General features: G+C 69.1%; 10 protein-coding genes and 1 riboswitch. Of the genes, 3 read left to right on the forward strand and 7 right to left on the reverse strand.

Annotated features, from left to right (window positions below):
- Positions 1 to 379: 379 nt before the first annotated feature.
- From STRTU_RS34075 to metE, 5 genes are all read right to left on the reverse strand, one after another.
- The gene (locus tag STRTU_RS34075) at positions 380 to 1,558 is read right to left on the reverse strand and encodes a macrolide family glycosyltransferase (RefSeq protein WP_159749057.1); all 1,179 of its coding nucleotides are present in this window, start codon (positions 1,556 to 1,558) and stop codon (positions 380 to 382) included.
- A 101-nt stretch (positions 1,559 to 1,659) separates the two neighbouring features.
- A complete protein-coding gene (locus tag STRTU_RS34080; protein WP_159749059.1) occupies positions 1,660 to 2,802 on the reverse strand; it encodes an ABC transporter substrate-binding protein in 1,143 nt (380 codons plus the stop codon).
- 149 nt (positions 2,803 to 2,951) lie between these two features.
- Positions 2,952 to 5,792 carry a SpoIIE family protein phosphatase gene (locus STRTU_RS34085; RefSeq protein ID WP_159749061.1) on the reverse strand — a complete coding sequence of 947 codons (2,841 nt, stop codon included), beginning with the start codon at positions 5,790 to 5,792 and terminating at the stop codon, positions 2,952 to 2,954.
- Between the two features lie 75 nt (positions 5,793 to 5,867).
- Complete coding sequence (locus STRTU_RS34090) at positions 5,868 to 6,980, reverse strand: inositol polyphosphate kinase family protein (RefSeq protein ID WP_159749063.1); 1,113 nt, start codon at positions 6,978 to 6,980, stop codon at positions 5,868 to 5,870.
- A 114-nt stretch (positions 6,981 to 7,094) separates the two neighbouring features.
- Entirely contained in the window at positions 7,095 to 9,419 is a 2,325-nt protein-coding gene (metE, locus tag STRTU_RS34095; RefSeq protein ID WP_159749065.1) for a 5-methyltetrahydropteroyltriglutamate--homocysteine S-methyltransferase, read from the reverse strand.
- A 158-nt stretch (positions 9,420 to 9,577) separates the two neighbouring features.
- Positions 9,578 to 9,807, reverse strand: a riboswitch (cobalamin riboswitch).
- Positions 9,808 to 10,132: 325 nt separating this feature from the next.
- Between metE and STRTU_RS34100 the strand changes: the two genes are divergently transcribed.
- From STRTU_RS34100 to STRTU_RS34110, 3 genes are all read left to right on the forward strand, one after another.
- The gene (locus tag STRTU_RS34100; protein WP_159749067.1) at positions 10,133 to 11,242 is read left to right on the forward strand and encodes a winged helix DNA-binding domain-containing protein; all 1,110 of its coding nucleotides are present in this window, start codon (positions 10,133 to 10,135) and stop codon (positions 11,240 to 11,242) included.
- Between the two features lie 304 nt (positions 11,243 to 11,546).
- On the forward strand, positions 11,547 to 11,867 hold the full coding sequence (locus STRTU_RS34105; RefSeq protein WP_159749069.1) for a hypothetical protein: 321 nt from the start codon (positions 11,547 to 11,549) through the stop codon (positions 11,865 to 11,867).
- Between the two features lie 40 nt (positions 11,868 to 11,907).
- Positions 11,908 to 12,174: a hypothetical protein gene (locus STRTU_RS34110; RefSeq protein ID WP_269777425.1), complete on the forward strand. Its 267-nt coding sequence runs from the start codon at positions 11,908 to 11,910 to the stop codon at positions 12,172 to 12,174.
- Positions 12,175 to 12,255: 81 nt separating this feature from the next.
- On the opposite strand, the gene STRTU_RS34115 is transcribed toward STRTU_RS34110, so the two are convergent.
- Together STRTU_RS34115 and STRTU_RS34120 are read right to left on the reverse strand one after the other, a co-directional pair.
- Complete coding sequence (locus tag STRTU_RS34115; RefSeq protein ID WP_159749073.1) at positions 12,256 to 12,501, reverse strand: hypothetical protein; 246 nt, start codon at positions 12,499 to 12,501, stop codon at positions 12,256 to 12,258.
- 82 nt (positions 12,502 to 12,583) lie between these two features.
- Positions 12,584 to 13,723 carry an inorganic phosphate transporter gene (locus STRTU_RS34120; protein ID WP_159749075.1) on the reverse strand — a complete coding sequence of 380 codons (1,140 nt, stop codon included), beginning with the start codon at positions 13,721 to 13,723 and terminating at the stop codon, positions 12,584 to 12,586.
- Positions 13,724 to 13,867: the final 144 nt, after the last annotated feature.

Below are 13,867 nucleotides of genomic sequence, written 5' to 3' on the forward strand. Positions count from 1 at the left end.
GTCGTTCCCCCTGACGGTCGTGACGGTGTTGTCAGGCTCAACGATGCGGCCCGGATTTCGAACACATGTCTTTCGGTCGGACTGAGAACCCCGGCACTGAGCGGTTCATGGCGGGTGTGGGATACATGGACCCTTGTCCCGCAAGTGCTCCCCGGTGAGCGCTGGTTGGCCGAAACGCCGATGTCCTGGCTCGGCCTGACGGTGGCCTGGCTGCGGCCTCACCGTGGTCTGACTGCGGGTGCCCGTGGGGTATCGGTGTCGGGCGGCGTCTGCCGGTGTGGGGGAGGCCGGGGGGACTTTGCGGCACTCCGCGACCGCGGACGGCGCCGGGGTGCGGAGCGCAGCGCGGCTCTCGTACCCCGGCGCCAAAGAGCGGATCTCAGCGAATGTATTCCTCGATCACATCCGCGCCTCGGACGGCTCCGCCGCTGTCCCTGGTCACCTTGCACATCCGGTCAAGGTGGGTGCGCATGGTGGCGTCGGAGGTGACTCGGGCGACCGCGGCACGCAATGACTCGGCGGTGACCGTGGCGGTGTCCAGCTGTACTCCGAGCCCCAGTTCCTGTGCGCGCCCCGCGTTGGCGGCCTGTTCGGGCATCTGTGGGACGGTGATCAAGCCCACCCCGTAATACAGGGCCTCCATGGTGGAGTTCATTCCGGCGTGCGAGACGAAAGCGTCTGCATGCCGGAGGACGGCCGGCTGGGGGAAATACGGCCGGACGTCGAAGGTGGGCGGTATCTCTCCGAGATCGGCGCGGTCCAGATCGCCGATGGCCATGGCTACTTGGTAGGGACCGTCGCCGAAGGCTTCGATGCAGGTGCGGAAGAACTCGGGGCGGTCGTTGAAGACCGTGCCGAGCGAGATGAACAGCACGGGAGCGTCGGGATCGGCCGGGGACCACGGTTCGGCGTGCTCCCGCTCACCCAAGGAGGGGCCGATGAAGTGGAATCGGTCGTCGAAGGTGTCACCGGCGGGCTGGAATTCCCTCGGAATGAACACGAGGTTCAGCTTCTCGGTGAAGTTCAGGACCAGCTCCGGGGCGAGCGTGACACCGTTCTCGGCGGAGAATTCCGCACAGTCGGCGGCGAGCGCGGCCAGCATGGGATCTTCGTCGCCGACTTCATTCATGAGATTGTCGAACAGTGAGAACGCCTCATTCGAGGCCAAGTTGGGCACGAACCGCACGGCGGGCAGGCCCAGTTGTTCAGCGGCGACCCGGGCGGGCCAGTTCATGGAGTCGTAGCAGATCGCGTCCGGTGACTCCGCGGCACAGTAGTCCCGCAGCACCGGGTGCAGCGTGCGCATCTCCGCGAACATGCCGCGCATCCAGCCGGGGATCTTGTCGAGACCGAAATTGTGGGGTGGCGTGAGAAGCGCGGGTGACTGCAGCTTCAGCTCGACCCAGTGCGCGCCGGCTTTGATGACGGCTTCGGAGTGCTCCGCCGTGGTGGCGTAGTCCACTCGGTGTCCCCGGCGGACGAGTTCCTCGACCAGCGGCAGTGTGGGGTTGACGTGTCCGTGCCCGAAGAGGGCCACGAATAACAGGTGTTTCGCCATGGCCAGATCGTACCGAGCCGGGGTTTCCGTGCCCCGGTTCCCGGTGTCCTTTCAGCCGCGCCCGTCACAGGTGCCCCTTGGGTCGCGCCCGTGACGCCGGATCAGTCGCCGACGGCCTCGGGCCAGTTCTTACGGACGGTGCGTACAGCCTTGTTCAACTGGACCTCGGTCGGGAACTGCGGTGTGCCCTCGACCGTCGGCAGCCGTGCGGCCAGGGCCTTGTCGAGGGTGCCGTTCTTCGCCATGGCGGCCATCAGTACCGGGCGGGCGTAGTCCACGAGACGGAGATTCTGGCCTTGCGGACTGAAGAGGTACTCCTCCCACAGCCGTGCCGCGGCCGGGTGGGGTGCGTCCTTGTTGATCGCCTGCGCGTAGTACTGCGAGAAGCTGCCGTCGAAGGGGATGGAGACCTTCCAGTTCACCTTCGTCCCGCGGAGTTGGTTGAGGTGCTCCAGGTTGAGGTAGTCCCATTCGATGCTGATCGGTGTCCTGCCCTTGGCGATCGCGGCCGGGGTGGGCTCGGCCCGGTTGTAGTTGCCGACCTTGTCGAGCCGGGCGAAGAAGTCGATGCCTGGCTCGATGTTGCCGAACGATCCCCCGTTGGCGAGCGCCGCCGCGTACACGGCAGCGAAGGCCGATCCCGCGACCGTGGGATCGCCGTACATCGCGACCAGGCCCTTGTACTCCGGCTGGAGCAGATTGGCGAAGGAATTGGGGCAGGTCTTGACGCGGGAGGCGTCGCAGCCGATGGAGACATAGCCGCCGTAGTTGTTGTACCAGCGGGCGTTGGCGTCCTTCTGCTCCGGTGGGATCTGGTCGAAGGGGGCGACCCGGTAGGGGGCCAGCAGGTTCTGCCGCGCCGCGGACTGGGCGAACGAATCCCCGAGGTCGAGCACGTCGGGGGCGCGCTTCTGCCCGCGGTAGCGCTTGATGGCCTGGATCTCCTGCTGGCTGTGACCGCTCGGATTGTCGATGACGACCTTGATGCCGTACTTCTTCTCGAAGCCGTCGATCAGCGCGCCGTAACCGGCCCACCGGCGCGGCAGCGCGATCGTATTGAGCCTGCCCTCCCGTTTGGCTGCCTTGATCAGTGCCGCTGTCCCGCCCGCCTCCGCAGCGGACTCGGCCCGGGAGGGTGCGACCGGCCGCGAGGGTCCCTCCTCCTGGCAGGCACCGAGCCCGAGCGCCGCAAGGCCGAGACAGCCAAGGGCAGCGCCTGCGCGGACCCGGTGATGTGTAGCCACGACGCCTCCAGCAGGGGCAAGTGAGGAGCGGCCCGACGAGCGGGCGGTGGACGGGGACCGGGGCGTGTCAAAGGTCCGGACCAGCGTACTCCGCGGGTTGGTGGGCCTCCGTCAGGACGCCGCTCGGCTCGGGTCATAGCGGCCCGGCCTCACCACCCCCCGCGCTCCTCCCAATGGCTGAGAAGGTGCTCCGACGGCTCCTCAACCGAGGGCAGGGCGTCGGAGCCGATCGCCTGAGTGGCCCAGATCGTCTTGCCCCTGGGGGAGTAGCGGGTACCCCAGTGTTCGGCGAACTGCGCCACCAGGAAGAGGCCACGGCCTGCTTCGTCGGTGTCCTTCGCCTGGCGGATGTGCGGGGAGGTGCTGCTGCCGTCGGAGACCTCGCAGATCAGGGTGCGGGTGTGCAGAAGACGCACATGGATGGGCTCGGCACCGTGCCGAACGGCGTTGGTGATCAGTTCGCTGAGGATGAGCTCGGCGCCGTGGACGAGGTGGTGCAGACCCCACTGCTCCAACTGGCGGACACAGGCGTTCCGGACCGGGCCCACCGCCGCCGGGTCGCGGGCCACGTCCCACTCGGCGACGTCCGCCGGGTCCAGCCGCCGGGTCCGGGCCACCAGCAGCGCGACATCGTCGGTGGACCGGGCGGGCAGCAGGGATTGCAGGACGGTGGCACAGGTGTCATCCGGCGTACGGTCCGGTCCGGCGAGGGCCGTAGCCAGTGCCTCCAGCCCCTCGTCCAGGTCGCGGCTGCGGTTCTCGACCAGCCCGTCCGTGTACAGCACCAGCCGGGAACCCTCCGGCAGTGACAGCTCCGCGGTCTCGAAGGGCAGGCTGGAGCCCAGACCCAGCGGCGGGGAGACAGGAGCCTGCAGGAACTCCACCCTCCCGTCGGGGTAGGCCACGGCGGGCGGCAGATGGCCGGCCGTGGCCGAGGTGACCCGACCGGAGGCGGCGTCATAAATGACGTAAAGACAGGTGGCGCCGGTGATCGCCGGTGTCTCCTCGGAGTCCTCGTCCTGGACGTCGACGTCGGTCACCAGCTCGTCCAGGTGACCCAGCAGCTCGTCGGGGGAGAGGTCCAGCGCCGAGAAGTTGTGCACGGCGATGCGCAGCCGGCCCATGGTGGCCGCCGCGTGCACGCCGTGTCCCACCACGTCGCCGACGACCAGCGCCACCCGGGCCCCGGGCAGCGGGATGACATCGAACCAGTCCCCGCCCACCCCCGCCTGGGCGGGGAGATAACGGTGCGCCACCTCCAGAGCGTCCTGCTCGGGCAGGTCACGGGGCATCAGGCTGCGCTGGAGCGTCATCGCCATCGTGCGCTCGCGGGTGTAGCGCCGGGCGTTGTCGACCCCCACCGCGGCCCGCCCGGCCAGCTCCTCGGCGAAGGAGAGATCCTCGTCGTCGAACGGCGGCGAGCTCCCCGACCGCCAGAAGTCCACCCGCCCCAGCACCACTCCCCGGGCGCGCAGCGGTACGACCGCCAAGGAATGGACCCCCTGGTCCAGGATGCGCCGGGTGCGTTCCGGGTCCTGGGACCGCCAGGCGGAATTGCCCGCCAGGTCCGGCTCCACCAAGGAGCGGGCCTGGTCCGCACTCCCCGCCACCGGGGTGCCGGGGTCGAACCGGATCAGCTCGCCGACGGGGTGGAGCGGATGGTCCGGCGGCAGCCCGGCGATGGCCGTCCGGTGCGGCTCGCTCCCCGTGACGGCAGGCTCCTCGCCCTTCAGGACCGAGTCCTCCAGTTCGACGGTGGCGATATCGGCGAACCGGGGGACCGCCACCTGCGCCAGCTCCTCGGCGGTGCGCTCGACATTCAGCGTGGAGCCGATCCGTAGCCCGGCGTCGTAGAGCAGCCGCAACCGCTCCCGCGCCACCTCGGCGCGCCCCGACAGCCAGCGCAGTTCGGTGGTGTCGCGCAGGGTCACCACACTTCCCTGGTGGGCTCCATACGGGGAGGTGGACCGCTTGTTGACGGCCAGCAGTTTGTCCTGGGCCAGGTGCACCTCATCGGTGGCGAGCCGGTCCGACGCCAGGAGTTCGGCGGTGCGGTGGTCCAGCCCCAGGTCGCCGACGTGGCGTCCCTCCGCGTCCGCCGGGAGGTCCAGCAGTCGCCGTGCCTCGTCGTTGGCCAGCAGCAGTCGTCCGTCGCGGCCGACGATGAGGACGCCCTCCCGCACCGCGTGCAGAACCGCATCGTGATGCTCGTACATCCGGGTCATCTCCGCCGGTCCCAGACCATGGGTCTGCCGACGCAGCCGACGGCTCACCAGGCCCGCGCCGCCCGCGGCGAGCGCCAGCGCTCCGACGGCGATGCCCAGGAACATGGGCAGCTGCCGGTTGACCGACTTCTGCACCTTCTCCACCGTGACCGGTGCGGCGACGATGGCGACGACCTTGCCCGAACCGTCCTTGACGGGAGTCGCGGAGATCACGGAGAGGCCCAGGGCTCCTTCGAAGGTCCTGGTGAAGGGTTTGCCCCGGGCGGCTTCGGCATACGGACCGATGACGTGCTTGCCGATCTGCCGGGGGTCGCTGTGAGTGAGGGCGATCCCGTCGAGCTTGTACACGATGAGGGCATCGACGCCGGAGGCCTTCCGGGCCTCCTCGGCCAGCGGCTGGAGCTTCGCGGTCGGGTCGGCGCTGTTCAGGGCCTCCTGGAGCCCGTAGGAGTGCGCGAAGGACTCAGCGGCGGCGAACGTGCGGTGCCGCGCGTCGAGCATGGTGTCCCGCCGGGCCTGCACGACGAAGGCCACCACGGCCGCCGCGACCAGCAGCACCACCAGCACCAGCTGGAGGAGGAAGACTTCCCGGGCGACGCTGCGTGTGGTCAGCGAGGGCCGTATGTGCTGCGGGTCTCCGGTCCCCGCGGGGCGCTCGCCCTGGTGGTCGCCGGTGCCGTTCCCGGCAGGGGGTGCGCCCGGAAATGCGGAACGGCCGGGCGCGCGTCTCAGCCAACGCCGGAAACGACCCGATTGTCCGCTCATGATTCACATTTATCCTGCTTTGCCTGGGTGCTGGCAAGGCGTGCTACGGCAGCTGCTCCATGGGGCGGAGGCCCCCTACGCGTCTGCCGCCGCCTGCTTCTTACCGGCACCGGCCGCCTTCACATCCGCGATCAGCCGCGCCATTCCCTCGTCGAAGCGGGTCCGGTACTTCTTCACCTGCTCCTCGCTCAGCTGCTCCGATCCGAACGTATGCGCGAAGTCGATGAGGTTGAGCTTCGCCGCGGCCGCCGGGCTTTCCGTTGCCGGCTGCTCGTCCACCGCGATCAGTACGCTCGCCGCGATGAAGGCGAGGCCGGAGTCACCGGCGGCCGCCCTGACGTGGGTCAGCTTCTCCACCAGCGCGTCATAGACGCTGGGCTCCGGCGAAAAACCCTGCACAATCTGCTCGGACTCCCGCCCGATGGCGCGTCGGCTCCCCTTGAGGCCCGTACCGCCGACCGCCCGATAGCCGCGGTCCGCGGAGCCGGTCACCTTGTCGGCGGCCTTCAGCTTCATCTTCTTCTTCCAGGCGTCGGCCTTCGACATGGAGGTGAGCAACTCCTGCTTGCTCGCTGTGCTTTCACCCACCTTGATGTCGAGAACCTTCGGCATCTTCATGCCGAACGTCAGGTTGTCGATGTAGATGTGAGTCGAGTCGTCGCCCTCGCCCTTTTCGCCGTCCATCGTCCGCACCTGCTCGGCGGTGTACGAGTTCGGGACCACCCCGTCCAGAGCGGGGTGCTTGCCCGCGCGCATATCGGCGTAGAAACCCCGCTCCACGTCGTTCGTGGGTTTCTCCTTGATTTTCCCGCCGGCCCGGTCCGTGATCCCGCCGTGCCCGCCGGTCGTTTCTTCCTGCGCCCGCTGGACGACCTCGCCGGGCGCAGCTCCGCGCTGGACGGTTTCCCGGCCGGTGGCCCCGCTCGCCCCGCCCCGCCGCCCGTCTTCGACCAGCCGTGAAACGGCGGCGTTCCCGGCGGTGCGCTGCAGAGCCAGCAGCGCCGCCGGGACGGAGTCGGCCTCGGCGGCCGGCGGACGCGCCCCCGTGGTGGCCGGGCGCGCTGTTGCCCGCCGTTTACGGTCCTCGTCCGCGCTCGCGCCCCGGTCCCTGTTCGCGTACAGCTCTGCCCCCTCCTGCGGGCCTCCCCGGCGCGCAACCAGTCGATGGGTGTCGTGGTGTGGTGGCACCAGGAAACGCAGACGACTGCCGCGCTGTGAAGGTACGACGGGGCAAGAATGCGGGCATCTTGCCCCGTCGGTCCGGGCCGGACAGTCAGGTATCCGGCCCGGATTCCAGGGTTGTCAGGAGCCTTCGGCGGCCAGCTCGGCGCGGATCTCACGGGCGGCGGCGACCAGGTTCTCCAGGGAGGCCCGGGTCTCGGGCCAGCCGCGGGTCTTCAGTCCGCAGTCCGGGTTGACCCACAGCCGCTCGGCCGGGATCGCCTCAAGTCCCTTACGGAGAAGGCTGGCGGCCTCTTCGGCGCTGGGGACGCGCGGCGAGTGGATGTCATAAACGCCGGGACCGGCCTCCCGGGGATAGCCGTGCCCGGCCAGTTCACGCGCGACCTGCATATGGGAGCGGGCGGCCTCCAGGCTGATGACGTCGGCGTCCAGGGCATCGATGGCCTGGACGATGTCGCCGAACTCCGCGTAGCACATATGGGTGTGGATCTGGGTGTCCGGCCGCACGCCGCTGGTGGTCAGGCGGAATGCCTCGGTCGCCCAGTCCAGGTAGGCGGTGTGCTTGGCGGCGCGCAGCGGCAGTGTCTCGCGCAGCGCGGGCTCATCGACCTGGATCACCGAAGTGCCCGCCGTCTCCAGGTCGTTGACCTCGTCGCGCAGGGCGAGGGCCACCTGGCGGGCGGTGTCGCCCAGCGGCTGGTCGTCGCGGACGAAGGACCAGGCGAGCATGGTGACCGGCCCGGTGAGCATGCCCTTGACGGGCCGCTCGGTGAGCGACTGCGCGTAGCGGGTCCAGCGCACGGTCATCGGTTCGGGACGGGAGATGTCCCCGGCGAGCACCGGCGGGCGGACGTAGCGGGTGCCGTAGGACTGCACCCAGCCGTGCTGGGTGGCGAGGTAGCCGGTGAGCTGCTCGGCGAAGTACTGGACCATGTCATTGCGTTCCGGCTCGCCGTGCACCAGGACGTCGATCCCGGCCTTCTCCTGGAAGGAGAGCACCTCCCGGATCTCGTCCTTGATCCGTTCCTCGTAGCCGGCCGTGTCGATCCGACCGGCCCGCAGATCGGCCCGTGCCGTGCGCAGCTCGGTGGTCTGCGGGAACGAACCGATCGTCGTCGTGGGCAGCAGCGGGAGTCCGAGGTGCGCGCGCTGGGCGGCGGTCCGTTCGGCATACGGCTGGGAGCGGCGGCCGTCGGCGTCGGTGACGGCGGCGGTGCGGGCCCGTACGGCGGGGTCGTGGGTCAGCGCGGAACCGGCCCGGGAAGCGAGGTCGGCGCGGTTCGCGGCGAGTTCGGCGGCGATGGACCCGGTGCCCCGCGCCAGGCCGCGCGCCAGGACGGCGATCTCCTCGGTCTTCTGCCGGGCGAAGGCCAGCCAGCGGGCGATCTGCGGATCGATATCGCGCTCGGCGGTGGCGTCCAGCGGTACGTGCAGCAGCGAGCAGGACGCCGAGACATCGACGTGGTCGGCGAGCCCGAGGAGCGTGCCCAGCGTGGACAGCGACTTCCCGTAGTCGTTGATCCAGACATTGCGGCCGTTGACGACGCCGGCGACCAGACGCTTACCCGGCAGTCCGCCGGCCGCGGCGAGGTCCCGCAGGTTGGCGGCGCCCGACTCGGTGAAGTCGACGGCCAGGCCCTCGACGGGCGCCTTGGCCAGGACGGGCAGCGCGTCGCCGAGCCGGCCGAAGTACGAGGCGACCAGCAGCTTCGGCCGGTCGGTGGCGCTCCCGAGCTCACGGTAGGCGCGCGCGGCGGCGTTCAGCTCGGCCGGTGTGCGGTCCTGGACCAGCGCGGGCTCGTCCAGCTGCACCCACTCGGCGCCCGCCGCACGCAGATCGGCGAGGATCTCGGCGTACACCGGGAGGAGCCGGTCGAGCAGGGTCAGCGGCTCGAAGTCCGCGGCCACTCCCGGCGCGGGCTTGGCCAGCAGGAGGTAGGTGACCGGCCCGACGAGGACCGGGCGGGCGGCGTGGCCGAGGGCGACGGCCTCCTGGAGTTCCGCGACCTGCTTGCCGGAGTCAGCGGTGAAGACGGTGTCCGGGCCGAGCTCGGGGACCAGGTAGTGGTAGTTGGTGTCGAACCACTTGGTCATCTCCAGCGGGGCGACGTCCTGGGTGCCCCGTGCCATCGCGAAGTAGCCGTCCAGGGCGTCGGCGCCGACCGCCGCGCGGTGCCGCTCGGGAACGGCGCCGACCATGACACTGGTGTCCAGGACATGGTCGTAGTACGAGAAATCACCGGACGGCACTTCATGGATTCCGGCGTCGGCCAGCTGCTGCCAGTGGGAACGGCGCAGATCTGCCGCCGTCTGCCGGAGGGCGTCGGCGCTGACGCGGCCCTTCCAGTAGCCCTCGATGGCCTTCTTCAGTTCCCGGTGCTGTCCCTGGCGGGGGTAGCCGTACACGGTGGCCCGTGCTGCCGCGGCTGCGGACTTCGCTGTCACGGAACTCTCCTTCGCGAGATGTCTCGTTGAGGTCCGGAGACGGAACGGGAGCGCGAAGGAACGACCACCGGGCGGACCACGCCACGGTGTCGCCGCGGGTGCCGCTCGATATGTACGCCGACCCGCCCACGAGGTCACCGGAATGGCCGCACACAAACGTCGTATGCGGGCAACGGGCAGGTCTTCGGACTCGCGGGCCCGTCTCGTACGCGTACGAGACACCTACTGGCCGTCGCTTCCCAGACCCGACCCGGGCCCAGTGCGTATGACGGCGGTCGTTCCCACTCACCGCTGCGGGGCAGTCCCGGATTCCCACCGGGTTCCCTCTTACGACGCTCCCGCCTGGCGGACGGGACGAACCAGCTGCACCCGTCACCCTAGAGGGACAACCTGCGGGCGCGCACCCCTGGGTCCGCGATGTGGTCAGCGATTCCGGGGGGAGGGGAAGGAAGCGGGGGGCCGCGAGGAAGACTTCTGCACGCGGCTGGCACTGCCCCGAGTAGAGGACTCAACCTGTCCTCAATCCGTGGAACGGTGAGATGGAACGGTGAGTCACCGCAGCCCGGTAACCCAAGCCAGTAACCCAAGCCAGTAACCGAAGCCAAGGAGCCATGGATGTCCCTGAGCCACCGCGTGCTACCACCCGTCTGCTGCCGTCCCGCGCGCGACGCGGCGCAGACGTCCGGCCGACGAGCGCGCGGCGGTGTGACGCGATGACCGTTCTCGACACCCGTGCCCTCAACCGCGCCACTCTCGCCCGGCAGTTGCTGCTGGCCCGCAGCGACGTACCGGCCCGCGATGCTGTCGCGCACCTCTGCGGGCTGCAGGCGCAGGAACCACAAGAGCCATTCGCCGGACTGTGGTCCAGACTGCGTCACTTCAAGTCCGCTGATCTGGATGAGCTGTTGACTGGACGCCAGGTAGTGCGTACCCACCTGATGCGCCGCACCGTCCACCTCGTCACGGCCGAGGACGTACTGGCCTGGCGGGCCCGCCATGACGCCATGCTGCGCCAGCGGGTGCTGACCACCTACCGCCGCGAACTCGCCGGGATCGACCCGGAAGAGGTCGCCGCGGCAGGCAGGGCGGTCATGGCCGACGGCCGCCCCCGCAGCATGGCCGAACTCGTCCAGGCACTCGCCGACCGCTGGCCCGCGCCACCGCGCCGGGTGCTGGGCGAGCTGCTCGTCGCCGCCCTCATCCCGATGGCCCAACTGCCGCCGCGCGGGCTGTGGCGCACTACAGCAGGCGTACGCAATGTGCCTCTCTCCCTCTGGCTGGGGCGCGAGATCGCGCCACCGGCAACGGCCGACTCCGACCCCACCGGACAAGCACTGGTACGGCGCTATCTGGCCGCGTACGGCCCCGCCGCCACGGCCGATCTGCGCGCCTGGTGCGGCCTCACCGGGCTCCCCGCCGCGGTCAAAGCCCTGCGCGAAGACCTCATCACCTTCCGCGACGAACGGGGCCGCGAACTGCTGGACCTCCCCGACGCCCCGCGCCCCGACCCGGACACCCCCGCGCCCGTGAGGTTCCTTCCGGCCTTCGACAACGCGATCCTCGGCTACCACGACCGCAGCCGCATCATCGACGACGCCCACCGTGGCCTGTCGGTCGCCGGTGAGCGTGTCGTCCTGGTGGACGGGCGGGTGTCCGCCACCTGGACCGTGCGGGACAACCTGCTCGTCATCAGCCCGCTTCGGGCGTTCTCTGCGGCCGATCGCAGCGCCGTCACCGAAGAGGGCCAGGCGCTGGCGATGTTTCTGACCGACGGCGACAACGACCGCGTACGGATCAATCCGGTGGCCGACCCCACGCAGTAATCCCCTGGCCTCCTTTTGACGGCCCCGGCGGCATTCGCCCGTCCGTACGTTCCACCGAATTCGAACTCGCGGTGTAATTCGAGAATTACCGCCGTCCCAACTTCCGCGTCCTGCCAGGGCATTTCATGGCTACCGGCGCCGGCAAGGGAGCTCATCCAGCCAAGGCCGATATTCCAGCCGATTTCTTTCCGCTCTCTCGCGAATGCCCCGACGCCCGTGCTGTCCTTGTCGGAGTCGGTCCAAGGTGGGGCACTGCAGCGGAGTAGGTCCCGAAATGCCATGGGCCGAGGGAAGGGGAAAAGGAATGACCACTGGAATCAGAGGCTGCGACAACCAGTCGAACTCGTATGTGTCCTTCGTCAACGAAGAGCACGCCGGGGACAGTGAGTCCGTGAACCCGAGGTCGTACAGCGATGCCTATGCGTGGATCTCGCAGCACAAAGAGAAACCGTTGAGCGTCCAGACCGGTCGAGGGCGGTGCATCCTCTGGGACGACGACTGGAAGGTCAAGGGACAGTGGGATGACGGCAAGGGGGAGTTCATCCTCGCCAACGTCCAGAGCAGTCCGCAGGACTATCGCATGACGGTGAGCACCACGGGCGACATCAGTCTCTCCGCGGTCTGATCCGCGGGGACGAGACAAAAGAGGGGGATGGGGAACCGTCATGCCCATGAATAACTGGAGTATCACCAATGCCATGGAGAACCGAACGGGGAACTGGGTGTACTACATCTGTACCGCCGTGTCCGCCTTCGCCAATCTCCACTTCAGCCGCCATGTCGACAACCCCGCCGAAGACCATATGGCGACGAACGACGGAGCCTATTACTACTACGGGGTGACCGGCACGTTCAATCAGGCAGCCCAACTGGCCGATCAGTCCGTCCGGCAAATGCTGGTCGATGCCTGGAACGACTACTTCAAGGTGTAGGCCGACTCGGCCGCGGACGAGGTGGGGGAGACCCGCCGTCTCGTCCGCGGCCGAACGCGTCCTTACTTCCCCCCGGTTCCGCTACCGCGACTGCGAGACGATCAGAACGATTCCGTAGCAGGCCAGGGCCGCGCAGACGGCGAAGCAGAGCACCGCCGTCGCCTTTGCCAGCGCATCCGCCGTACCCGCGGGTTCGGCGCCGGACGGCTGCTCCTTCCGGGGCCGGGTCAGTGCGGCAAGTCCGAAGGAGAAGGCCCCGACGAGCAGGATGACGACGGTCAGGCTGGTGGCGCAGACCGCGGCGAGCGCATCCCAGTCGATGTGCATGGCTTCGGTCTTCTCCTCTCGTGTCTGATGAAACTGCCGCTCCGGCGCCGGTCCTCCCGACGGTGGTGCGGAGGTCCCGGCGTCAGGGTGCGAGGCTGTCGGCCTGCTGCGCTTCCCGGTCGGGTGGCTGGTTGACGTTGTCCGCGTGGACGGGCTTGCGCCGGGAGAGTGCGTACATCCCGCTGACCGCTGCCACGGCCGCTCCCGCCACCAGCACCAGACCGATGTCCCCGCGCCCGGCCAGCCAGGCCGCGACACCTCCGGCGGACGCGGCCGCGGGGAGGGTCAGGACCCAGGACACCGCGATCCGGCCGGCCACTCCCCAACGGACCTCGGCCAGCTTCCGGCCGAGGCCGGCGCCGAGGATTCCGCCCGCGCAGACCTGGGTGGTCGACAGCGGAAAGCCCATGTGGGAGGAGACCAGGATGACGGTGGTGGCGGTGGTCTCCGCGGTGAATCCCTGCGGTGATTCGATATCGGTGAGCCCCTTGCCCATCGTCCTGATGATCCGCCAGCCACCCGCATAGGTGCCGAGCGAGATCGCCAGCCCCGCGCTGAGCGTCACCCACCACGGCGGTCCGGAGCCCTGGCCGAGCACACCGGCGGCGATCAGGGTCAGGGTGATCACGCCCATGGTCTTCTGCGCGTCGTTGGTGCCGTGGGCCAGCGCGACCAGTGAGGCGGAGCCGATCTGCCCGACACGAAAACCACGGCTGACCGGTCCGCTCGGCGAGCGCTGGGTGAGTACGTAGGCGAGGTAGGTCGCCAGCAGCGAGGTCAGACAGGCCAGCACGGGGGAGACGATGGCGGGGATCACGATCTTCTCCACGACCTGCCCGAACCGGACCGCATCGCCGCCCGATCCGACCCACACCGCGCCGATCAGACCTCCGAACAGCGCATGTGAGGAACTGGACGGTAGTCCCGCAAGCCAGGTGACCATGTTCCAGAGGATCGCGCCGATCAGTCCCGCGAAGATCATCGTGAGGCTGACCGCTTTGTCGTCCACGATGCCGCCGGAGATCGTCCTGGCGACCGTGGTGGACAGGAACGCGCCTACGAGGTTGAGCACCCCCGCGACCGCGACGGCGACCCGCGGCGCCAGCGCCCCGGTGGCGATGGAGGTCGCCATCGAGTTGGCCGTGTCGTGGAACCCGTTGGTGAAGTCGAAGGCCAGCGCCGTGATGATCACCGCGACAAGCAGTACAGAGACGCCGTCCACCGCGTCGGGCCTCCCGTCCGGAGTGACGTTCTCGTGCAGAGTGACGTTCCGTGTGCCCGAAGTGGCACGGTTATTGACGGTATGTCATTGGTTGCGGTGTGGGTGCCAGGCCGCTGTGCGGCTCCGTTGGGCGTGTCGCAGGGG

The organism is Streptomyces tubercidicus, from assembly GCF_027497495.1.
Lineage (GTDB): Bacteria > Actinomycetota > Actinomycetes > Streptomycetales > Streptomycetaceae > Streptomyces > Streptomyces tubercidicus.

Excerpts from the sequence above, each read along its gene's own strand:
- STRTU_RS34115 (WP_159749073.1), bottom strand. The coding sequence starts at position 12,501 with ATGCACATCGACTGGGATGCGCTCGCCGCGGTCTGCGCCACCAGCCTG.
- STRTU_RS34110 (WP_269777425.1), top strand. The coding sequence starts at position 11,908 with ATGCCCATGAATAACTGGAGTATCACCAATGCCATGGAGAACCGAACG.
- STRTU_RS34105 (WP_159749069.1), top strand. The coding sequence starts at position 11,547 with ATGACCACTGGAATCAGAGGCTGCGACAACCAGTCGAACTCGTATGTG.
- STRTU_RS34085 (WP_159749061.1), bottom strand. The coding sequence starts at position 5,792 with ATGAGCGGACAATCGGGTCGTTTCCGGCGTTGGCTGAGACGCGCGCCC.
- STRTU_RS34100 (WP_159749067.1), top strand. The coding sequence starts at position 10,133 with ATGACCGTTCTCGACACCCGTGCCCTCAACCGCGCCACTCTCGCCCGG.
- STRTU_RS34075 (WP_159749057.1), bottom strand. The coding sequence starts at position 1,558 with ATGGCGAAACACCTGTTATTCGTGGCCCTCTTCGGGCACGGACACGTC.